This is a genomic window from Acinetobacter vivianii (assembly GCF_014635885.1).
GTDB classification, from domain to species: Bacteria; Pseudomonadota; Gammaproteobacteria; order Pseudomonadales; family Moraxellaceae; genus Acinetobacter; species Acinetobacter vivianii.
In genome coordinates this window covers 377,916-399,380 of the sequence record NZ_BMDR01000005.1, presented here as the reverse complement: position 1 = coordinate 399,380, position 21,465 = coordinate 377,916, and the positions used below count along the sequence as shown (strand labels likewise).

Sequence of the window (21,465 nt, the reverse complement as noted above, 5' to 3'; positions counted from 1 at the left end):
AATCGCTGCTTCAACACCCGAGTTACCGCCACCAATCACCGCAACACGTTTGCCTTTGAACAATGGGCCATCACAATGTGGGCAATATGCGACACCACGAGTACGATATTCAGCTTCACCCGGAACATTCATCTCTCTCCAGCGCGCACCAGTTGAAAGAATGATGGTTTTCGATTCAAGCTTGGCACCATTTTCCAGTTCAACTTCAACCAGACCATTTGCGGTTTGATCTGCGCCTGTGATCTTGCTAACACGTTGCAGGTTCATGATATCCACGCCGTATTCACGGACATGCGCTTCCATATCCTGAGCAAACTTAGGGCCTACTGTTTTTTGCACCGTGGTAAAGTTTTCAATATCCATGGTATCCATCACCTGACCGCCAAAGCGTTCAGCCACGATACCTGTTTTAATGCCTTTACGTGCTGCATAGATTGCTGCTGTACCACCTGCAGGGCCACCACCAATCACCAATACATCAAACGCATCTTTGGCATTGATTGCCGCTGCATCTTTCTCAGCAGAGTTGGTATCTAATTTGGCAACGATTTCTTCCAAAGTCATACGACCTTGACCGATATGTTCATTGTCCTGAAATACCATTGGTACAGCCAAGATTTTGCGTTCTTCTACTTCATCTTGGAAGAAAGCACCATCAATCATGGTCGCTGTGGTATTGGGATTGTTAATCGCGATCAAGTTGAGCGCTTGTACTACATCTGGACAGTTATGGCAGCTCAATGAAACAAACACATCAAAGTTTGCAGTCAAGTTTAAGCCTTTGATTTGAGTCAAGACTTCATCAGACACTTTCGGTGCATAACCAGAAACTTGCAGTAATGCCAAGATCAAAGAGGTAAACTCATGTCCCATCGGTAAGCCAGCAAAGAATACACGTGGTTGTTCACCTGCTTTTGCTACACCAAAGCTAGGACGGCGAGCGTTTGAACCGTCAAAACGCGCCGTAACTTGGTCAGAAAGTTCCGCGATTTCAGTCACCAGTTCTTTGATTTTTTCTGCTTTATCTGAGTCATCTAAAGCAGCAACCAGTTCAATCGGACTTTCTAAACGTTCTAAATAAGCTTTTAATTGAGTTTTAATATTTTGATCTAACATGTATTTCTCCAAACCCTAAGACTTTTAAATCAGTAAATTCATTCAATGAGGCTATAGTACGCAAAAACCATAAATAGGTAAAACAGTATGTTTTTATTATTTTGATCGAATAAACCTATCAAAAACAAATCAAACTATCTGATGCATCTTGAGCGGGCTAGTTCAAGGGTAAATGGCTCTACCCGCTGCAGTCTGTTATGAGCATAAAAATGCATTAATAATCAAGCTTTTGACTGATTCGATTTCTACGATTTTTCAAATGTTTGGCCAGCACATATAAAACTGCGCTTAAAGCCAAGACTAATATGACGATTCCCCACAAAATGACAGTCACAATATGAGAAACACGCTCAGCCTGCTGGGCACGTAGATCTAGCGGTTGTGTAAGTACAGTAATGCTTTTGCCATAAAGTTGCTGCTGCATCACCCACAACTGCTCAGGTTTAAAATCGTATTTTTTAAACAAAAGCGGATCATTTTTTTCAGCATCAATTAGCTGGTTCACATAGATATTGGCGGTCTTACGGTCAACAGGTTGATGCAATAAGGCCACTTGCGCCAAGACATACGCCTTTTCAGTCGAAGAAATATCAGCTTGCTGTAAATCCTGCGCAATTTGACTTTCCACAATATTATTTTGATAACTCATCCACTGCTGATAGGCCTGTTTGGTTTCATCTTTCCAGTCATACTGAATGTAACTCAAACCAGACCAAAGCAGGATAAACGAAATAATCCATGCCAGAAAGCGCTGTGTCCATGCTTGAAAACGCTGCTGAAAAAACTTGATTTTCTTCGCCCAGCTCACAAGAAAAAAAGCACCGAGGAATGAGACAAATATTTTTAAAAACAGCCAGCCAAACCATGACAATAAATTAAAGAAATAATCGACAGGCTGTTTAAAAGGAATTAATTCCTGTACATGATAAGGTAAATCTAGCGCCTGAACCTGCATGGAAAGATCAAAGAAACGATAGATGAATTCTTTCTGAAAAAAGAGCGATGCAATGGTAACAACCGCTAGAGTACTGGTCAGAAAAAACCAGATCATTAAATGGCGCTGACGTTTTTTTAACACATCTAAACGCTGGTCAAGCGGCTGTACACTAAAATCGTCTATCGGTGACAATGATCTTTCCTTCAAAAATTAATCGTATCAAGATTGAGGTGGCTGACTATTCTCCAGCACCAGATGATTCAAACTATCCTGCAATGCACGTAAACGTGTCGTTGCTTCTGCACGTTTCTGCATGCCTTCTTTCTGGATCTGAATCACATCGTTTACTGTTTTAATGAGGGTGTTTTGAACATGTTCAAGTGTTTCCACATCAATCACTGAACGCTGATTCGCTTTCGCTGTATCGACCGAGTTTTGATGAAGTAACTCGGCATTACGACGTAATAACTCATTGGTGGTGTCATCAATGGCTTTGGCAAGCTGCACGCTATTCTTTTGTTCTTGCAATGAAATCGCCAGACTAATCTGATTTTTCCAAGCTGGTAAAGTGATGTTTTTAATCGCATAGAACTTATCCACCAGCATCAGGTTATTCGACTGGATAATGCGGATCATTGGCAATGTTTGCATGGCAGACTGTTGTAAAACCTGTAAATCACTCACCCGTTTTTCAAGATTATTGGCCAAATGATTCAGATCATAAATCTGCTGCGTGGTCTGCTGATCCTGCTCTTGAGAAGTCAAAGCTGAAATCTGCTGCTGGATATCTTGCTGCTTCAATTGACCTGCTGCAATGTAGACACCCAACTGCTTATATTCATCCTGTACGGCATCAAACATTTTATCAAGCGTACCAACTCGCGCCTTCAAGCCTGATTGCGAGCTTTCAATTTCCTTAACCAACACATCAATTTGTTCTTTGGTGGTATTAAAATGCTGGTCAAAATTTTGTTTGGCACCCTTAAGTTTGCTCAGTAAGCCACCAAAAAAACCCGAGTTTTTTGATTTATTCAGAATACTTGAAGTATTTAGCTGCTGAGCGACTTGCACCACTTCATTGAGCTTTTGCCCCGTGCTATCCAGATCTTTATTTTGCACCAAACTTAATAACTCATCGGTATAAGTCGAGGTCTTATTGGCAATATTTTTGCCGTACTCTGCCACAACAGTCGTGCTAATTTCTGCCAACTCTTTATGGGCATCCATTACTTCAGCAAGGTCTTGTGGCTGTAAACCCAATTCTTTTAGGTTGAGTTGCTCAAAACGTTGCTCAGGCTTGAGTTCAAGTTCATGAGATACTTTGCTAAGTTCTGAATCTGACATGATATTCCCCTCTTATTTCTGTAATGATTTTTTCAAATTCTGAATCAAGTTTTCTCGACTCTTGTCCAGTTGTTCAATAGTCGCTGATGAGCTGGACTCACGACTTTGCTTCAAATGATATTGCCATGCAGGAATTAAAACCTGTTGCGCTTCTTTAAAACGGTCTAAAAGACTAAAGGATAAATGTTGGGATAATTGCATTTGCTTCATCGCAATATCATTACTACTCTGCAAAGTTTGTAATGTATTCACTTTTTTCGAAAGCCGCTCAACAAAATGGTCCAGCACCTGCTGTTTGCTAAATTGAGGATATTCTTTTAAAAACTCATCTGCGGCTTGAATATAAGCTGCCATCTGCTCGCGCAAACCGAATGCCTGCTGCAAACGTGATTGAGATTTCTGGATCTCAATCTGTAAGCGCTGACTCAGATGATTGGCTTCATTAATCAAGCGATCTAAATCTTTGACATATTTGACTTGCCCAGCATCGTATTCGACATCAATCCCCAACCATTTTTGCAATGCATTGAAGCGACGCCCACCCAGATATTTTTTTGAAACCGAAAGCTGCTGAATAATCTGGCTAATTACTTCGCTCAGTTGCTGATTCAGTTTTGGATCAACACCATTGAGCAGGACACTCTGTGCTTGCACCAAATGATCTGCATAATGATTTAAACGATGTGGATCGTTTAATAAAGGCACTAAATCATTACGCTTGATCGCTAAAATATGTTCTTGATTTGACTCAATTTGCGATAAAGGTATTAAGTCGGGCGGTATCGTCATATAAGTTAAAAATCGTGGGTACAAATAAATTTGGACAGGTTTATTTGTAGCATGTTCTCGCACTTTCGCATACAGCATTGTTGTTATGTTTTTTAAAATTTATTGCCAGATTAAAAAGCAAAAACCCTCTAAATTACAATCAATAAAGAGAGTTATACCGAGCCTGATTCATGATTTATTCATCATTCAGTGCACATTCAAAACTATTTGGATTTTGTTTACAGCGAACCTTCTTCAAGAAGTTCATCATTTTGGGATCGTAGATACCTGCTTTGGTCAGTGAAATACGTGCCTCACGCATCATTTTCATATAGTTCACCTGCTCTTCAGGTGAAATATTCATCCAATATTTTGCAGGAATTTCCTTTTCATATTTGGCGATAATATTAAAAGTACGACCGAGTTGACCTGCTACCCATTCACGTGACTTTTGTCCAAATCCTGCTGGAAACTTATCCTTGCGAATAATAAAATTTGCTGAAATTTGAGTGAGTGGAAATTTTACGATTCCACCTTTATCTCCCAAACCCTTATAAAGCTCAAAGGGCTTATAGGCAACAATCGGTGCTGGGACAATATCAATCTGATGATTGTTAAATTTTGCACCTGCATTGGTCACATCTACAGAAACTGCTTGGGCACCGACTTGAGCGACCAGCTTCGGTTGTGCCTCATCATAGGCAAACACCCCGACTTTCTTCCCCGCAGCCTTGGCTAATGTATTGATACTGCGGTCAGAAACAAACAGATAAGCAGGCCCAATCGTGCCAAGCCCGGCAATTTCATAAGGCCCATTGATCATACTTTTTGCAGCTTGCGGCTTTGACAAAATTTGATAGGCTAAAATTGCCGTTTTTAAATCGGTTAATGCGCCAATTGCATCCAGAGAACCGACATATTTATTGAACTGTCGCCCCCGTAAACCACTGATAATTGCACCATCGCATTGTCCAACTTTCAAATCTTCTGCGGCAACACGTTCATCGACATAAGCACGTAAATCGATATCCGCGCCCCATTTCTTGGCTTCAAGCGCATAGTCCTTTGCCAATGCAAAAGCATCACCCGATTTACCCACAGGATCGAATACACACACTGTTTGCTTGGCCTGAGTATTAACTGCAAACCCAAGTAAGGCCAAAGCAATCAAACCGTTTTTAATTATCATCTCGTTCTTCCCAGATAAGATTTATTATCTATTCATCTCACCTGATTTAGCAGCATGATCCTATGACGCGATTTATTTTTTTAATAGATTTGCAGTCAATAAAAACCGAGTAGATGATTTAAATCAACTGATTAATCTGTTCGGTTTTAAGAATTAATCCGTTGGGTTTTGTGGTAGCGCATAAGTTCCAATCACATGTGCCACTGGTTCTTCATCATCCAGCGAATACAACCAGACCTCGCCTGTAACTAAGGTTTTTCCCACTTTTATCAATTTACAGACGGCTCGAAGATCGCGATTGCCATTTGGTTTACGGAAAAAGTTAATGGTCATATTGGTGGTCACGGCCATCGCGACCAGACCTAAATGCCCCAGAATGGCAATATACAGCACGTAATCTGCAACCAGCATTAAAGTCGGCCCTGAAACCGTCTGTCCCGGCCGCAAATCTCCAGTATCCACACGATAAAGCAGCTGTGCACCTCTTGGTGTAATCTCTTCAATGGTACTTTTCATCAACGCTTGCGGAAATTCCTGCGCCAAAAATCCCATAATTTCGTCTTTTGTTGCTGCCATGCATTATTCCTATTGTTCCAATTATATCTTTCTTAAAATGTAATGCTTGAGTTTCCCATCTAATCAGCCTGACTAGAAAGCTCATTTAATACCTGCCAATAGCTTGGCGGTTCACCCACATGTCCACGTTCACGCAGCATTTGATGCACTTTTGGCAGTTTAAAGTAAGGTACCGCAGCCATCAAATGATGTTCTTTATGATAGTTAACATTAATCGGTGCAACCAAAGCGCGTGCAAGATAGCCTGCTTTGGTGGTACGGGTATTGGTTAAAGCACAAGGACTGCTCGCCATGCCAGCATGCTCTGCCATTGAACGAACTCTGAGAAATAAAGGAAATGGTGTTAAATATGCCACAACCCACAATGCATAAAGTTTAGGATGACCTGCTGCCCATAGGGCTGAAAATAACGCTGCATTGGTGGCAATTGCCCCACCACTATTTTTCAGGAATGCTTTCGGATAATCAGTCCAGTGTTTGCCTTCCTGAGAAATCCAGCGACGATCATTAGAAACCGTCCACTCCATTTTCTCAATATCCATCAACACACGACCAACCGCAAATTTAAATCCAGTTACTCCTGATAAATCACGTATAAATTTACGCATTAAAGATTTCTTAGAGGTCGGAAAGCCTGTCACAAGCGATAAATCAGGATCATCCACTGTTGAGGTTTTACTGTGATGACGCATGTGATGGGCACGATATTTATGCAGATCATTCCAGATCGGACGCGCACATAACCAATCAGTTAAAGTGTCATTGAGCCATTTGGTTTTAAACAGACTTTGATGAGATGCGTCATGCATGATAATTGCCAGTGCCAATTGACGTCCCGCCAAAATGACCAATGCTGCAATACACATCAGCAATTTACCCCAAGAGGGCAAATATTCCCATGAACTCGCTACTGCGGCAAAAGTCCCACCAATGACTGCCCAAGTTGAGAACACAGCCCAACTGCCATACAAATCTGATTTAGCGGTGAGTTCAGTAATTTCCTCTCTACTGAATAAGTCACTAATTGCAACGCGTGTATTCATCTCTCTATCCTGCCTGAATGTGTTCTATTCTTATAAAACTACACAATTTATATTTTTATTTTAAACTTAGTAATATTTCTGTCAATAAATTAAAATTAAATTATCTGTAATATTTGTAATCAACCTTTACTCAACATGATTTTCATAGAATTTACGCCATGCTTCCAGACCTGTCTGATCAAGTCGTTGCACACTTTCAGCAAACTGTTGTCGGAGCTGTACATCCACAAAATCTTCTGGCAATAAGGGATCATTCATCAATAAAGAAATCGTTTGTCGTCCAAGTAATAACGACTCTCGAGCGGCATCCTCTAAGGAGAGTTGCGGTACAGTCGCTAACCATTGCTGGATCATCTGACAATATTTTTCATAATTCTGGTTTAAAGTCTGGGTCGCCCAGAGTTTTGGCAAGTTTGCTAAAGTTGTCGCATCAAAATGGTTAATTTGGCAGATTTTTGCGGTCTCTTCTAAACCTGAAGATTTTAATTCTGAAAATAACTGATCAAAGCCAATCGCCAGATTATCTGGACGAATATAAATTCCCTGTTCCAGCTCTTTAAAACCGAAATGTTTTAATGCTCTTTCCCGACGATTTAAAGCAGTACGATCAACACGTCCCAACTCACCCGTAAATACTGCCAAATATTGATGATTCCAGTGCTTGGTCTGTTTAATCCCTTGTTTACGATTCAACATGACATCAGCCCATTCATGCGACTGCACTGTAAACTGATACACACCGCGCTCAATCGCTTCTATGACGCCATCACTCGATAAACGAGTAACCGCCACGCGAATGCTGTTCTCACTAATATCGAATAGTCTTGCCGCGACAATAATCTGCTTAATTGAAATCGCACGACCTTGTAGCCCCAGAAGCAAATCAATAATTAAGTCACGGGCATTCATTTTAGCTATTGTCATCTTGCAGTCGAACCCATATAGGAATATGAAAGATTAGAAATAAGAGATGGGAATCTTAACTGAGAATCTCCCTTTTCGCATTTGCCAAAAGGGAGAGTTTTTTATTTTTTATAGGAAAACAAACAACAAAATAATACCGAGAACAATACGGTACCAAGCAAACACACGTAATGTGTGTCGTTCAACAAATTTGACCAATGCACTGACCACAAACAGTGCCGAAATAAAGGCAGCCACAAAACCCACCGCAATATTCAGCATATTATCTTGCGTTAGCACATCAGCATTACGTGCCAAGTCAAATACCGCTGCACCCAACATGGTTGGCATCGCCAAGAAAAAGGAAAACTCGGTTGCTGCTTTACGAGACAAGCCCGAGAACATGCCACCGACAATAGTTGCACCTGAACGCGAGGTTCCCGGAATCATGGCAACACATTGCGCACACCCCACCAGAAAAGCCTGCTTATAGGTAATCTTGGTCGCATCCGTGGTTTTATGATCAAATTTAATTGATTCAACCCAGAAAATGATCAGACCACCGACAATTAAAGCGACTGCAACCACAAGAGGACTAAACAACACGCTCTTAATAAAATCGACTGCAAATACCCCAATCACCACCGCCGGAATAAACGCCAATAAAACACTAAAAGCAAAATGTCGCGCTTCTGCATCGCCACTAAAAAAACCTTTGACCAAGTCAAAAATCTTTTGTCGATATAACCAGCATACCGCTAGAATCGCGCCAAGCTGAATCACAACCTCAAAAACACGACCGTCATCTGAATGAAAGTCGATCATATGACCAAATAAAATCAAATGACCTGTACTTGAAATGGGTAGGAATTCGGTTAAACCCTCAATAAAGCCTAAAAATAAGGCTTTTAAAATTTCAATATGTTCCATAAATTACTCAAAAGCACGTAATACAAGAATAAAAATAAACGGCAAGCTTACCTTGAAATGGCATCATTTTATGTGATTGTCACGTAACGTTTTTATCAAAAAAGCACGCATGTACATAAATATCTCTTAAATAATCATCAGACTATTTTTCTTTTGCATTTGTTCGACCACTTCATGCGTATCAAAACCCAGACGCCAATATAAAAGTTCTAAAACATCTAACTCATCTTGGGTAATAATACGGTCATTCCAGAGGCATCTTTCTGCAATGGACAAAATATTGAGACGATCCCGCAATAACAACCCTGACACATCATTCAGGATTTCAGCCAGATCCAATGGCTCATCTGAAATATCCGCATAGGTTTGCATTTCCTCTTCAGTCAAAAGCAGTTGCAAAATACGTTCACGTACTTCAAGTTGATTCGGACTATTGATTTGCTGGACATGCAACAAGGCATCAATCAGATGCACAATCTGAGATTTCACATCTTCAAAAGCAGCAGGTAGATGGGCGGGCATTAAATTGAGCTCATTTTTAACCCGTTCAAGCAATAAGGCATCCAGTAAACCTACTTCCCCATCTTCCTGAATAATACACGCCAACTTCGTCAGAAATTGACGGGCAATACTGGCTGGCATGTGCCCAATATTCTTACAGGCATCATGGAAAATCTGCACATGAATACGACCATCTAGATTCAATAAAGCATCAACAATGGCATGGCTGACAGGTGCATCCTGTGGAATAAATTCGCGATATTGACGAATCATTAAAATCGCAACCATCACCTCTCGCGAACCGGTTGCGGTTTGCATCGCACGCTGAATGAGTTCAGGACGTTTCTTATTTTTACGTATTTCTGGATTAAGCGGCTTAATCGCATCATTCAACGCAAAACTAATCGGTGATAAACGCAACAGCGGTAAAGGCTGTGGTGAACTCCAAGGCGTCGTAATGTCAGCGGTTTCTTCTTCCAGCGAACGAAACAAGCTAAACAAAGGACGATTACGTAATTTTCTTAGATTTTCTAATTGTAAATCTTGCAATAAAGTCGGATTCAATTCATAGATTCGATCTTTAATACTGGGATGAATATTCATCCAGCTTTGTGGACTCAATGAGTTTGCAAAGCACATATGCGAAATGGATTCAGAATAGGCACTGTGAATTTGCGAGCCCGAATGATGGACGTAAATCCTTAATAGGGTTTGAATATTGGCATTATTATTCATCAATCGCATGGTCTTGAGATCATTGCGAAAGGTTCGCCCACTTAAAGTCAGATATTTAATTGCACGGGTAATTAAAATCCCTAAACTTCCAATCAGCCAAATCACCCCACCTATCGCGACAAAAATGGTTTCAAACTTATTGCGATAAGACGTTGCATAAGGACTATAACCCGCTTGAGCCAGCTTGCTTCCCCATTGGCTAAAGGTCGTTAGGCCACTATACAAAAGTTTAAGCTTGGTATTTTCAACTGCTTCACCAGATAAAATCTGATTGAACTCATAACTGAGCAAGCCATACAGTTCCAGCTCATCAAGATTTTGCAAAGCGCCCCAAGTCAGGATAATCACAATATCTTGCGACCTAAAGCCAGCGGTTAAAGCATTTACACCGACTTCATCAGGTAAAACATAGACCGCAGGAGGATCGATAGAGAAGCTTTTGGCCACTTGCTCTACAATTTTTAATGCCGTACTTTCTTCGGGCGTACTTTCATCAAATACTAGACGTCTGGCCTTTAATTGCTTGGCAAGCGAATGTCCACCTTCACGCAGTACATAAAGTTCTGCACCAACCGACCAGAACAGCACAAAAATAAGCAAGAGAATAAAATAAGGACTAAGAACATGCCACCAGATCGGCTGCGTATAATCAAAGAAATGGACGACCAAACCTAAAATTAGATTAAGAATAAAAACAGTCAACAACATCGCCAGCCAACAAAAGCTCATTGACCATGCAATATTCTTATTTTCGATTAAGTAATGGCTCATTTCTCTCAATGTAAATTTTCCTGATTACATTGTTTCTGTTTAGGACTTCCGTATCCGTTATCATAAAATAAAAAAGCGGGAAATTCCCGCTTTTCTATAGATTAAGATGATTACTCTTCTTTGATTCCAGTTAAATCAACCGAAGCGGCATCAATATTCACATCGATATAGCTATCTAGTTTATTTTTTGCAGAGTCGCTACGTTTTTGCTCGAGTTTATCAAGGTAATCCTTGTCAATTCCACCCGCCACATAAATACCATCAAACACTGAACAATCAAACTCAGTTAAATCTGGCACTTTGCTGGTACGAACCGCATTTTTCAAATCTTCCAAGTCTTGGAAAACCAAACGGTCTGCACCAATATTTTCACGGATTTCTTCAACTGTACGGCCTGATGCAATCAGTTCAGCCTTCGCAGGCATATCAATACCATACACATTTGGATATTTCACCATTGGCGCAGCTGAAGCAAAGAATACTTTCTTCGCACCAGAATCGCGTGCCATCTGGATAATTTCATTACATGTGGTACCACGTACAATCGAGTCATCGACCAATAGAACATTCTTGTCTTTAAACTCAAGCTCTACAGGGTTCAATTTTTGACGAACTGATTTTTTACGTTGTTGCTGACCCGGCATAATAAAGGTACGTCCGATATAACGGTTTTTCATAAAACCTTCACGGAATTTCACACCCAAAATATTTGCCAATTCTAAAGCAGAGGTACGGCTGGTATCTGGAATTGGAATCACAACATCAATATCGTGCTCCTCACCCCATTCTTTCAAAATCTTATACGCCAGCTTCTCACCCATTTTTAAACGGGCTTTATACACTGAAATACCATCAATCGTTGCATCTGGACGAGCAAAATATACATATTCGAAAATACATGGGCGATATTCAGGATTTGCAGCGCATTGTTTGCTAAACAGCTGTCCATTCTCATCAATGAAAATAGCTTCGCCAGGCGCAATATCACGCTCTACCTTAAAACCTAGTGCGGTAATCGCAACCGACTCAGAAGCGATAATATATTCAGTCCCTTGTTCAGTTTCGCGAGAACCATACACCAGAGGACGAATACCATTCGGATCACGGAAACCGACCAAGCCGTGGCCTGTGATCATGGCAACCACGCCATAAGCGCCTTTACAACGTTCATGTACGCGAGAAACTGTGTGGAAAATATCGTCTGGTGTTGGATTTAAGGTACGAATCTTCTGTAATTCATGCGCAAAGACATTGAGCAGAACTTCTGAATCGGAATCCGTATTCATGTGACGTAAATCTGTTTTAAACAGGTCATCATGAATTTCTGCGGCATTGGTCAGGTTACCATTGTGTGCAAGGGTAATCCCGTACGGAGAGTTTACATAGAACGGCTGCGCTTCAGCACTGCTTGATGAACCGGCAGTTGGGTAACGCACATGTCCAATCCCGTAGTTCCCAAGCAATGCACGCATATGACGGGTATGGAATACATCGCGTACCATACCGTTATCTTTGCGGAGAAATAAACGCCCTTGGTGGCAGGTTACGATTCCTGCGGCATCCTGTCCTCGATGTTGCAGCATCGTTAAGGCATCAAATAACATTTGGTTCACTGGTGATTTACCGGCTATCCCAACAACTCCACACATAGCAACCTCGCGACAAGCTAGCGATTAATAAAAAGGATTTTTCGTCGAATGATCAGAACGGTCTGTGACAGCTGCACGTTCTGATTCGTCCATTTCTGGTGAAGGGCGATGTAACAACGCACCTTCGGATGTCATTTGATGTAAAGCTTGATTTGCCGCATCTTTGGACATTTCAGTTGCCAAAGGTGCGTAAGGTAATAAAATTTGTACGAATTTAGACTGTTTCCAGTGCGGTGAGCTTTCTACCCATGGCCCGAGACCCTGCATGGTGATCAGCACAATCAAGAGTCCTTTAAGAGAACCAAAAGCACCACCTGCTAAACGATTTAATGGGCCCAGTTTTAAACTTTTCAAGAGCCCATTGAGTAATGCCGAAACAATCCAGGTACATACCACGATGATCAATACGATAAAAGCAAAAGCAGCAATTTTTTGCACAACGGGGTCTTGGCTCAGACTGCTCATTGCAGGTGCCAATACCACCGCGTATTTTGCTCCAATGATCAATGCAAATATCCATCCGATCAAGTTCGCAAAGGCTTTAATAAATCCTTGGCGCAAACCGTTCAGCCCTCCAATGAGCAAGATGACCAGAATAATGATATCAAGCGTGTTCATTTCACAATGTCATCGCATTAACACAATCTTTGATTAGGGTTGGGCCTGTATAAATCAGTCCGCTATACACCTGAACGAGACTCGCTCCTGCCTGTTGTTTCGCAACCGCATGCTCACCTGCCAAAATACCACCGACGCCGATCAAAGGAATCTGACCCGCGAGTACTTTCGCAAACTGGCGTAAACATTCGGTACTTTTCTCAAATACAGGCGCACCAGACAAGCCACCCGCTTCATTTCCGTTTTCAAGGTTTTCGACACCTTCACGGCCAAGCGTGGTATTGGTCACGATGAGACCATCAATCTTGAATTGCAATAATTGTGCTGCAATAAAATCAATATCTTCAGTGGTTAAATCTGGTGCAACTTTGAGCACAAGAGGAACATAATGATTATATTGTTTTGCCAGTTCTAGTTGACGATCTTTTAATGTTTGTAACAACTCTGTTAGTGCATCGCCACTTTGTAAACTACGTAAGTTTTTGGTATTTGGAGATGAAATATTAACCGCAATATAAGAAGCGTAATTATAAACTTTTTCTAGGCAGATCAGATAATCAGAAACTGCATCTTCAACAGGCGTATCGGCATTTTTACCAATATTAATTCCGAGAACACCTTTAAATTTTGATGCTTTGACATTCTCAATCAGTTTATCTACGCCATCATTATTAAAGCCCATACGGTTAATAATGGCTTTTGCCTGAGGAATACGGAATAAACGCGGTTGAGGATTACCTGCTTGTGGACGTGGCGTAATGGTTCCAATTTCGATAAAACCGAAGCCTAGTGCTGCTAAAGCATCAATATGCGCACCATTTTTATCTAAACCGGCAGCAAGACCCACAGGATTTGGGAATTCAATTCCCATACATGTCACAGGTTTCGCTGCTACTTTCTGATGCATCAAGCCAATTTTATGGGCTTTATCCAGCATAGAAAGTGTAAGTTCATGTGCACGCTCTGGCGCTAAAGTAAACAACAAAGGGCGAGCCAATGAATATAACATACCAATCACAGTCTACTGTTTTTTCAAGTAGGCATATTATAGGCATAGGCGTATCAAAACGCCATGCCTGACATAGGGTTTTTAATGGCTTACTGTACTGTTGCAGTTAATTTAATCTGATTATTGTTTGACACCATATCCATTTTTTGAATGCTAATCCCCATTTGCGACAATTGCATTAAAAAGTTAGCTAAAACAGCATAATTCTGATGTTCTGCCACCAGTTGAATCTGTTCGCCATTTTGCTGAGAGGATACAGCCAAGCCCTGCTGTTGTGCCGTCCGCTGAATCTTGTCCGCAGCCGTCAGTGACAGATCATTGGCAGGTTTCATGGTGGCTGCATTGCTCTGCATCCAAACAGTCAGATCTTTGAGCTCATTTAAGCGTTTTTGCTGCTGATCGGCTAAAGCATGCATTATCCACAAGGAATAACCGATCACCGTGACAATCACAAAAATGGTCGTAAAAATAACCATCACGCGTTCACGCACAGATAAACTTTGCAGATATTCATTGAGTGCTTCAACTTTCTGGTCGAAGCTGTTTTGTAAACGTGTTAGTGCTTTCATTATTTTACTTTTACCACCCCGATTGCGCCCACACTGTCCGCCTGAACATTGCCTAACTCAGCCTGAAAACCCTGCTGATTTAATTGTTGGGTCAGTCCTTGTAAATCATCCGCCGATTTTGCTTTTAGTGACATGGCGAGCGTTGAAGCATCGTAGCTGACTTGCTGAGCCACAATCTGTTTTTGCATCAGGATTGGCCCAACACGACTCAACAGTGAAAGTGCCTGCGTATCGCCAAGCTGACTCATACGCAACTGGCTTTCAAACTGGCTCTTAATGTTTTGTTCAGTCACCCTGATATTTTCGCCGAACCAGTATTTGTATTGGTCAATAGCTTGAACAGCCGTCTGATCGGCGACTTTTTTCAGTTTCGACCAGCGTAAGGTATCGTAACTCAATTGCACCACGATCACAGCCAAAAGTACTGCTGCGGCAGCTTTCCAGTAGCCCGACCATTGGGTTTCTGCATTTTTTGACTTCGGCAAAACATTAAAGGGATGCTGTTTTGCTTTTAACAGTGGCTGAAATTGATAACTGAATTCTGTACGCTGATCTTTACTCGATGCCGTAGCCAGACTGTCCATCTGGGCAGCATTTAAATTGGCAAACTTAAATTGTGTTTCACGTGGCTGGAACTCAAGAAATAAGCCGAGATCATCCACCGAGTTGCCTAGCCATGCATCTTCTCTAACCAGTAAATGATCATAGAGATTGACCAGCACAACTTCATGTTGCTCTGGCTCAGGCAAAATCAAAAAGTCAGGTAAGAACGCGCTAATCTGGACAGGTAACAAACTGAGTGCATGCTGCCAGGTTTCAATGGTTGACTGTGCTACACCTAGAATATTGACTTGATCCTGATGAAAATAATGTACCACTTTCATTTGATCAATCGGTAAGGTTACAAACTCTTCGAGGAGATATTTAATCCCCTCTTGTCCCAATTGTTTGTAATGTACCTTTGTCATTGCTTGTTGCAACATCTGAGCATTACGGCTTGGAAAATAAACCACCGCTTCTTTTCCATTGTGCTCTTGCAAGTCTTGAATCAATTGCTCAAGACTATTGGCTTGCAACCAGTTTTCCCCAGCCGACCAATACCATGTTCCATTGGTTTCGGGCATCCATAAATACAGCATCGGTGTTCAGTACCCTTATCCTAACGCGGATATATAAAAATTATAGTGTTGGCGTAAAACGATTCTTTTGTGTCGATAATCCATTCGCGATCACAGCTTGATCATAAATACGGGCTTCTGCCAATGCAAATGGATTAAAGTTCTCATGGGTCAACTGTTCAGCAATATGTGCCACAACATTCATATGACACACCACCGCAATTGACTCGTACGGTAATTTTGACAACCATTCAATTGCATCTTTGGCATCATCATCTGGTTTGATCTTATCGCAAATCAGAACTGGAATGCCGTGAAAATGTGCTTTGATATGGGCCAAAGTTTCCTGAGCACGCAATAAAGGGCTCACCACAAAGATCTCAGGCTGAATCACATCTTTTAAAAACTGCCCAGTTTGCTCTGCTTGCTGATGTCCACGCTGGGTTAATGGGCGTTGCATATCGTTTCCATTGATGGCTGGAGACGCTTCACCGTGACGAACTAAAGTTAACTGCATAAAACGACCTTATTTTTTATAGCTGTATCATAACGCGAATAGATGACAGTTTTTTGATTAGACTTCATGATGAGGTAAAACAAACTCAACATCACTACGATGACCATTTTTCATTAAAGACAACGCAATATTCATTGGCGGTGCACCTTCAAAAATCACTTCATACAGTGCATTGGTAATTGGCATATACACATCCAGCTCTTGTGCTTTGGTACGCACCTGCACAATGGTATTAATCCCTTCAGCGGTCTGTCCCAGTTCTTTGGTCGCCTGATCCAGCGTTTTACCTGAACCTAGAGCAAAACCAATCTGATAGTTACGGCTCAACGGACTATTACAGGTCGCAAATAAATCACCGACACCCGATAAGCCTAAGAATGTCAAAGGATTCGCGCCCTGCTTTACCGCAAATCGGCTCATCTCAGCCAAAGCACGCGTCAAGATCATACTCTTGGTATTTTCACCAATCTTGTACGCATCACCCATCCCCATCGCCACGGCATAGATATTTTTCAGTGCACCGCCCAATTCCACACCATGTACATCATCGCTACCAAACACGCGGAATAAGGCGCTGTGTAACGCGTGCTGAACTGCATAGCGAACCAGTTCAGAATCACTGGCAATTACAGTGCCTGATGGCATCCCCGCCATAATTTCTTTGGCAAGGTTTGGACCCGATAACACACCGTATGGTACTTCTGGTAATTCTGTACGAATGATATCACTCATGAAACTGAAGGTTTTAGCCTCAATCCCTTTGGTTAATGAAACCACCGCTTGAGAGGTAATAAATGGTGCAATCTGCTTTAATACATCACGAAATGAATGACTCGGAATCGCCACCAGAATAATGTCACGATCACGTACCGCTAGTTCTAAATCAGCGACTGCACGCAACGCAGGTTCCAAGGTAAAATCAGGCAAGTAGCGTTTATTGACGTGAGTTTGATTGATTTCTTCCGCCACCGCAGCATCACGAATCCAGATCATGGTATCGCAACCATTACGCACAGCTAGATTAGCCATGGCTGTACCAAAACTACCACCACCCAATACTGTAATTCTTAATGCTGTTTTTTGATCTACAGCCACGGGTTCAACTAAATCGCTAAATTTTAACTCTGTCATTTTTTATCCTGAAACCTATTTCTTTCTTTAATCATTACAAACCGAGCTTAGTTTGCTTGCCACACTTTGACAAAATCCTGACTGTTTATTTCTGCACGCGGAGCAATCGCCTTTGCCGCAGTTCCTATATAAATAATACCTGAAATCAAATCTTGCTCTTTTAAACCTAACTGTTGTTTTAACCAGTTTGACTCAACCACAGCACCTGAACGCCACATGGTTGCGAACCCTTGTGCCTGTAAAGATAACAAGAAATTCTGAATCGCTGCACCCGTGCTCAGGATCTGCTCAAAGTGCGGTACTTTGGGATGATCTTGAAGGGTCGTTAAGGCTAAAACCAGCAACGGCGCACGGAATGGATGCTGCTTCACCCGATCAAGCTGGGCAGGCTCTGTTTCTCCGAGGTCTGCCAAAGCTTTAGCAAGATTCTCACCAAAAGCAGCACGTTGCTCAGGTGTAACGATCACAAAACGGGTTGGTTTTAAACGATGATGATCTGGCGCGGTCAACGCCGCTTGTACTGCTTTTTCGAGTTGTTCTGTATTTGGCGCTGGCTCAATAAGTTGACCAATAGATTGACGTTGATGAATATTTTGATGAATTGTCTCTATATTTGAGTCCGTCATTGAAATGAATCTAACTAACACAAGGATGGCGCTAGATTAGCATAATCTGAATGATTTCCACTATGCCTAATTCATGCTTGTCTCTGCTGCTTATATTGCTTTTTTGTCAGTAAATGAAAATATCATCATTGCTAAGCTCATCATTCATTTGACAAAATTAACAGAGTCTCTGCACAAACTGTACATAACCTGCCAAAGCACTCAAAAATTATATGTTCAAATAATATGATTACGTAACCACTTGAGAACAAGCAATGAAAAAAACCTTCATCATGAGTTTACTTGGCGGCTTGGCATTGGGTCTGACTGCATGTGCATCTACCCCGACCAACACATTAGCGATTCAAAAAGAAAATAATCAATATGAAGTAACGGGTATTGGTAAAACAAATTTGATCGCTAAAAATAATGCGATTAGCGCTGCCCAAAAAACCTGTACTCGCAATACCTCGCCTGTTGTTGTCGATGAAAAAACAGCTTATCAAGGTGTACTGAAAGGTGTTGTAGATGAACAGACGGGCAAGATGGTTGAAGCTGCCGCAGGTGTGATTGGTACCATTACAGGTAAAAATGCTTCTTTAGCCAAAGATGATGATTACCAGACCACTCTCACCTTCTATTGCAAAGCCAACGCTTAAAAACAAAAAAGCCGATGTTTCTACATCGGCTTTTATTTTCTGGATTGCTTAGTGAGCTTCGCTCGCAGCAACCTCTGCAACATCAGTATTATGTTCATCTAAATTCGGTTTATCGATTGCATCAATTGCAGCTTGTTGCTCTGGAGTCGTTTGAGTTGCTACAGCAGCAGAAGCAGCCTGATCTTGCTGTTCAACATTCTTCGCTTCTTCTTTCTTTGCACATGCAGTCAGCATGATTGGAGCAATGATTAGCGCGGCAAGGGTTAATTTAAATTTCATCACGGCTTTCCACAGTAACTTGGTTAACTTGTGACAAGCATATTTCAGATATATGACACTTTAATGACTACAACGTTGTACAAAAGTAAAAAGAGCCGATTTAAATCGACTCTTTTTTATATTTTCGTGACTAATCAAAAGGTTAAATCTTGATTAAGCACGTTCAAGTAAAGCTGCAACCGCAGGTAAAGTCTTACCTTCTACAAACTCAAGGAAGGCACCACCACCCGTTGAGATATAGCCAATTTGGTCAGCAACTTCATATTTATCAATCGCAGCCAATGTATCACCACCACCTGCAATCGAGAAACCAGCAGATTCAGCAATCGCCAAAGAAAGTGCCTTAGTACCTTCACCGAATTGATCTACTTCAAATACGCCTACTGGGCCATTCCAAAGAATAGTTTTTGAAGTTTTTAAGATCTCTGCAAATGCTTTAGCCGTTTCAGGACCAACATCCAGAATCATATCAGTATCAGTCACATCAGCAACATTTTTCACAACAGCTTGTGCGTTTGCCAATGAACCCAAGAAGTCTTCAAAGTTGATTTGGCTTGCATCTGCAACCACAACATCAGTTGGTAATGGCACACTCACTTTTGCAGCAATTTGTTTTGCTGTTTCAACCAAGTCAGCTTCGTAAAGTGATTTACCAACGTTATAACCCGCTGCCGCAAGGAAAGTATTGGCAATACCACCACCAACGATCAATTGATCGCAGATTGTTGATAATGAGTTTAATACATCAAGTTTAGTTGATACTTTAGAACCCGCAACAATTGCCACCATTGGTTTTTCTGGAGTTTGCATTGCACGACCAAGCGCATCTAATTCAGCAGCCAACAATGGACCTGCTGCTGCGATTGGTGCAAAACGTGCTGCACCTTCAGTTGATGCTTCTGCACGGTGCGCTGTACCAAATGCATCCATAACAAATACGTCACAAAGCGCTGCATATTTTTTTGCAAGTTCTTCGTTATTCTTCTTTTCACCGTGGTTGAAACGCACGTTTTCAAGCAATACGACCTGACCCGCTGCAACGTCCACGCCATCTAAATAGTCTGTGAATAATTTAACGTCTTGACCTAAAGCTTTGCTTAAATAAGCAGCAACTGGTGCAAGTGATTGTTCTGGTTTTGGCTCACCTTCTACAGGACGACCCAAATGAGAAAATACCATTACTGCCGCGCCTTTTTCCAAAGCAGCTTTAATGGTTGGCAATGCAGCACGTAAACGTGCATCACTGGTAATTTCCCCATTTTTTACAGGAACGTTTAAGTCTTCACGAATAAGGACACGTTTTCCTGCTAAATCAAGATCAGTCATGCGCTGAAAATTCATGGATGGCTCTCTAGTTGATTTTAAAAACGGCACAATTTTAAATGATTCTCTGAAATAAAGGTGAGTTTTTTTGCAGAAAAGCTGCCGAAGCCGTCACTTTTGATTATGATAATCAGCGTCACCCGATCTTTATTATTATTATGTCTATTCATCCAGATCCTAAAATTAATCGTTTAAATGTACTTGGCGAACCTTTAGCCAGCTGTTGTTATGATCCGCTGACCGGATACTTCCGTAATGGTTTTTGTCACACGGCGGTCACTGACTCAGGTCAACACACTATGTGCGCGCAAATGACTTCTGAATTTCTGAATTTTTCACAAAAAGTCGGCAATGACCTGATCACACCGTTACCAGAAGTCGGTTTTCCTGGGCTTAAACCGGGTGATTTCTGGTGTATCTGTGTGACGCGCTGGGTGGAAGCCTATCAGGCTGGACATGCGCCACCGATCAAACTCAATGCATGCCACAATGCGGTGTTACACTACGTACCGCTCAATATCCTTGTGGAATATGCAGTGTAATGCGCCAGTATGAACTGATTCTGGCCTCAAGCAGCCAAACCCGTAAAGACCTCATGGATCGTTTAAGGCTGAATTACCGCTGTATTTCCCCTGATATTGATGAATCTGCAACAGGTGAATTACATGCCGATGATTTGGCTAAACGTCTCGCTTTTGAAAAAGCAGCTGTGATCGCTCAGCAACATCCAGATGCGATTGTGATTGGGTCCGATCAGGTGGCTTGGCGTGAACATGCCCCGTATGATTTTATTGGCAAGCCTTTAAGCGTTGGAAATGCCATTCGGCAATTACAGGCCAACTCAGGTCAAACCGTATTTTTCAGCACCGCGCTCAGTGTTCAACATTTACAATCTGGCTTTGAAACCACCTTAGTTGAGCGTTACCAAGTCAAATTCCGTGAATTAACCTTGGCGGAAATTGAGCGTTACATTGAAATAGATCAACCTTTACATTGTGCTGGTAGTTTTAAATGTGAAAGCTTGGGGATTAGCTTATTTGAAAAAATGCTTGGTGATGATCAAACCACCTTGATGGGCTTACCAATGATTCAGCTGTGTAAGATTTTACGTGAGTTTGGGATAAACGTTCCTTAAAAAACACCCTGACCTAAACTTAATTTAGATCAGGGTCAAT

23 protein-coding genes are annotated in these 21,465 nt (G+C 41.6%); 3 read left to right on the top strand and 20 right to left on the bottom strand.

All coding sequences use genetic code 11. The annotated features are described in order from the left end of the window. From ahpF to IEV36_RS12835, 18 genes are all read right to left on the bottom strand, one after another. Positions 1-1,116 (bottom strand): alkyl hydroperoxide reductase subunit F (ahpF, locus tag IEV36_RS12920; protein ID WP_188393549.1); only part of this gene is annotated, 1,116 nt, incomplete at its 3' end. Positions 1,117-1,330: 214 nt separating this feature from the next. Continuing rightward, positions 1,331-2,245: a hypothetical protein gene (locus tag IEV36_RS12915; protein WP_005257038.1), complete on the bottom strand. Its 915-nt coding sequence runs from the start codon at positions 2,243-2,245 to the stop codon at positions 1,331-1,333. Positions 2,246-2,272: 27 nt separating this feature from the next. Further along, complete coding sequence (locus IEV36_RS12910) at positions 2,273-3,397, bottom strand: toxic anion resistance protein (protein ID WP_005257036.1); 1,125 nt, start codon at positions 3,395-3,397, stop codon at positions 2,273-2,275. Between the two features lie 12 nt (positions 3,398-3,409). Beyond that, positions 3,410-4,186, bottom strand: coding sequence for a hypothetical protein (locus IEV36_RS12905; RefSeq protein WP_032864022.1), 777 nt, complete (start codon positions 4,184-4,186; stop codon positions 3,410-3,412). A 175-nt stretch (positions 4,187-4,361) separates the two neighbouring features. Further along, positions 4,362-5,354 carry a putative solute-binding protein gene (locus tag IEV36_RS12900; RefSeq protein WP_005257033.1) on the bottom strand — a complete coding sequence of 331 codons (993 nt, stop codon included), beginning with the start codon at positions 5,352-5,354 and terminating at the stop codon, positions 4,362-4,364. Positions 5,355-5,507: 153 nt separating this feature from the next. Next, a complete protein-coding gene (locus IEV36_RS12895; protein ID WP_005257031.1) occupies positions 5,508-5,930 on the bottom strand; it encodes a PaaI family thioesterase in 423 nt (140 codons plus the stop codon). Positions 5,931-5,989: 59 nt separating this feature from the next. Next, positions 5,990-6,973, bottom strand: coding sequence for a fatty acid desaturase family protein (locus IEV36_RS12890; RefSeq protein WP_005257029.1), 984 nt, complete (start codon positions 6,971-6,973; stop codon positions 5,990-5,992). A gap of 126 nt (positions 6,974-7,099) precedes the next feature. Then, positions 7,100-7,897, bottom strand: coding sequence for a PaaX family transcriptional regulator C-terminal domain-containing protein (locus IEV36_RS12885; protein ID WP_005257027.1), 798 nt, complete (start codon positions 7,895-7,897; stop codon positions 7,100-7,102). Positions 7,898-8,005: 108 nt separating this feature from the next. Then, positions 8,006-8,806: an undecaprenyl-diphosphate phosphatase gene (locus IEV36_RS12880; protein ID WP_004771720.1), complete on the bottom strand. Its 801-nt coding sequence runs from the start codon at positions 8,804-8,806 to the stop codon at positions 8,006-8,008. Between the two features lie 126 nt (positions 8,807-8,932). Next, complete coding sequence (locus IEV36_RS12875) at positions 8,933-10,822, bottom strand: M48 family metalloprotease (protein ID WP_171067985.1); 1,890 nt, start codon at positions 10,820-10,822, stop codon at positions 8,933-8,935. Positions 10,823-10,923: 101 nt separating this feature from the next. Continuing rightward, positions 10,924-12,462: an amidophosphoribosyltransferase gene (gene purF / locus IEV36_RS12870; RefSeq protein WP_005257025.1), complete on the bottom strand. Its 1,539-nt coding sequence runs from the start codon at positions 12,460-12,462 to the stop codon at positions 10,924-10,926. 24 nt (positions 12,463-12,486) lie between these two features. Continuing rightward, positions 12,487-13,080, bottom strand: coding sequence for a CvpA family protein (locus IEV36_RS12865; RefSeq protein ID WP_004771717.1), 594 nt, complete (start codon positions 13,078-13,080; stop codon positions 12,487-12,489). Between the two features lies 1 nt (position 13,081). Further along, positions 13,082-14,089, bottom strand: a complete 1,008-nt coding sequence (locus tag IEV36_RS12860; RefSeq protein ID WP_005257024.1) for a quinone-dependent dihydroorotate dehydrogenase — start codon at positions 14,087-14,089, stop codon at positions 13,082-13,084. An 89-nt stretch (positions 14,090-14,178) separates the two neighbouring features. Beyond that, entirely contained in the window at positions 14,179-14,658 is a 480-nt protein-coding gene (locus IEV36_RS12855; protein WP_005257023.1) for a type II secretion system protein M, read from the bottom strand. Then, complete coding sequence (gene gspL, locus IEV36_RS12850; RefSeq protein ID WP_005257022.1) at positions 14,658-15,797, bottom strand: type II secretion system protein GspL; 1,140 nt, start codon at positions 15,795-15,797, stop codon at positions 14,658-14,660. The genes IEV36_RS12855 and gspL overlap by 1 nt, the downstream gene beginning before the upstream one ends. A 40-nt stretch (positions 15,798-15,837) precedes the next feature. Then, a complete protein-coding gene (gene sixA, locus IEV36_RS12845; RefSeq protein ID WP_005257021.1) occupies positions 15,838-16,293 on the bottom strand; it encodes a phosphohistidine phosphatase SixA in 456 nt (151 codons plus the stop codon). A gap of 57 nt (positions 16,294-16,350) precedes the next feature. Continuing rightward, the gene (locus tag IEV36_RS12840) at positions 16,351-17,424 is read right to left on the bottom strand and encodes an NAD(P)H-dependent glycerol-3-phosphate dehydrogenase (protein WP_005257020.1); all 1,074 of its coding nucleotides are present in this window, start codon (positions 17,422-17,424) and stop codon (positions 16,351-16,353) included. A 47-nt stretch (positions 17,425-17,471) separates the two neighbouring features. Continuing rightward, positions 17,472-18,050, bottom strand: coding sequence for a nitroreductase family protein (locus tag IEV36_RS12835; protein WP_005257019.1), 579 nt, complete (start codon positions 18,048-18,050; stop codon positions 17,472-17,474). 254 nt (positions 18,051-18,304) lie between these two features. On the opposite strand from IEV36_RS12835, the gene IEV36_RS12830 reads away from it, so the two are divergent. Continuing rightward, positions 18,305-18,688, top strand: a complete 384-nt coding sequence (locus IEV36_RS12830) for a hypothetical protein (protein WP_005257017.1) — start codon at positions 18,305-18,307, stop codon at positions 18,686-18,688. Positions 18,689-18,736: 48 nt separating this feature from the next. Here the strand turns inward: IEV36_RS12830 and IEV36_RS12825 are convergent, their stop codons facing one another. Together IEV36_RS12825 and IEV36_RS12820 are read right to left on the bottom strand one after the other, a co-directional pair. Then, positions 18,737-18,967: a hypothetical protein gene (locus tag IEV36_RS12825; RefSeq protein ID WP_004771706.1), complete on the bottom strand. Its 231-nt coding sequence runs from the start codon at positions 18,965-18,967 to the stop codon at positions 18,737-18,739. Between the two features lie 153 nt (positions 18,968-19,120). Further along, a complete protein-coding gene (locus IEV36_RS12820; RefSeq protein WP_005257016.1) occupies positions 19,121-20,308 on the bottom strand; it encodes a phosphoglycerate kinase in 1,188 nt (395 codons plus the stop codon). Positions 20,309-20,448: 140 nt separating this feature from the next. Between IEV36_RS12820 and IEV36_RS12815 the strand changes: the two genes are divergently transcribed. Next, positions 20,449-20,832, top strand: a complete 384-nt coding sequence (locus IEV36_RS12815) for a DUF2237 family protein (protein ID WP_005229802.1) — start codon at positions 20,449-20,451, stop codon at positions 20,830-20,832. Next, positions 20,832-21,425, top strand: a complete 594-nt coding sequence (locus IEV36_RS12810; protein ID WP_005257015.1) for a Maf family protein — start codon at positions 20,832-20,834, stop codon at positions 21,423-21,425. The genes IEV36_RS12815 and IEV36_RS12810 overlap by 1 nt, the downstream gene beginning before the upstream one ends. Positions 21,426-21,465 lie beyond the last annotated feature (40 nt).

Coding starts and splice junctions, on each gene's coding strand:
- IEV36_RS12885 (WP_005257027.1), bottom strand. CDS start 7,897: ATGACAATAGCTAAAATGAATGCCCGTGACTTAATTATTGATTTGCTT.
- IEV36_RS12880 (WP_004771720.1), bottom strand. CDS start 8,806: ATGGAACATATTGAAATTTTAAAAGCCTTATTTTTAGGCTTTATTGAG.
- IEV36_RS12820 (WP_005257016.1), bottom strand. CDS start 20,308: ATGAATTTTCAGCGCATGACTGATCTTGATTTAGCAGGAAAACGTGTC.
- IEV36_RS12855 (WP_005257023.1), bottom strand. CDS start 14,658: ATGAAAGCACTAACACGTTTACAAAACAGCTTCGACCAGAAAGTTGAA.
- IEV36_RS12810 (WP_005257015.1), top strand. CDS start 20,832: ATGCGCCAGTATGAACTGATTCTGGCCTCAAGCAGCCAAACCCGTAAA.
- IEV36_RS12860 (WP_005257024.1), bottom strand. CDS start 14,089: ATGTTATATTCATTGGCTCGCCCTTTGTTGTTTACTTTAGCGCCAGAG.
- IEV36_RS12905 (WP_032864022.1), bottom strand. CDS start 4,186: ATGACGATACCGCCCGACTTAATACCTTTATCGCAAATTGAGTCAAAT.
- IEV36_RS12840 (WP_005257020.1), bottom strand. CDS start 17,424: ATGACAGAGTTAAAATTTAGCGATTTAGTTGAACCCGTGGCTGTAGAT.
- IEV36_RS12815 (WP_005229802.1), top strand. CDS start 20,449: ATGTCTATTCATCCAGATCCTAAAATTAATCGTTTAAATGTACTTGGC.
- IEV36_RS12895 (WP_005257031.1), bottom strand. CDS start 5,930: ATGGCAGCAACAAAAGACGAAATTATGGGATTTTTGGCGCAGGAATTT.
- IEV36_RS12890 (WP_005257029.1), bottom strand. CDS start 6,973: ATGAATACACGCGTTGCAATTAGTGACTTATTCAGTAGAGAGGAAATT.
- IEV36_RS12835 (WP_005257019.1), bottom strand. CDS start 18,050: ATGACGGACTCAAATATAGAGACAATTCATCAAAATATTCATCAACGT.
- IEV36_RS12830 (WP_005257017.1), top strand. CDS start 18,305: ATGAAAAAAACCTTCATCATGAGTTTACTTGGCGGCTTGGCATTGGGT.
- IEV36_RS12825 (WP_004771706.1), bottom strand. CDS start 18,967: ATGAAATTTAAATTAACCCTTGCCGCGCTAATCATTGCTCCAATCATG.
- IEV36_RS12900 (WP_005257033.1), bottom strand. CDS start 5,354: ATGATAATTAAAAACGGTTTGATTGCTTTGGCCTTACTTGGGTTTGCA.
- gspL (WP_005257022.1), bottom strand. CDS start 15,797: ATGCTGTATTTATGGATGCCCGAAACCAATGGAACATGGTATTGGTCG.
- sixA (WP_005257021.1), bottom strand. CDS start 16,293: ATGCAGTTAACTTTAGTTCGTCACGGTGAAGCGTCTCCAGCCATCAAT.
- IEV36_RS12910 (WP_005257036.1), bottom strand. CDS start 3,397: ATGTCAGATTCAGAACTTAGCAAAGTATCTCATGAACTTGAACTCAAG.
- IEV36_RS12865 (WP_004771717.1), bottom strand. CDS start 13,080: ATGAACACGCTTGATATCATTATTCTGGTCATCTTGCTCATTGGAGGG.
- purF (WP_005257025.1), bottom strand. CDS start 12,462: ATGTGTGGAGTTGTTGGGATAGCCGGTAAATCACCAGTGAACCAAATG.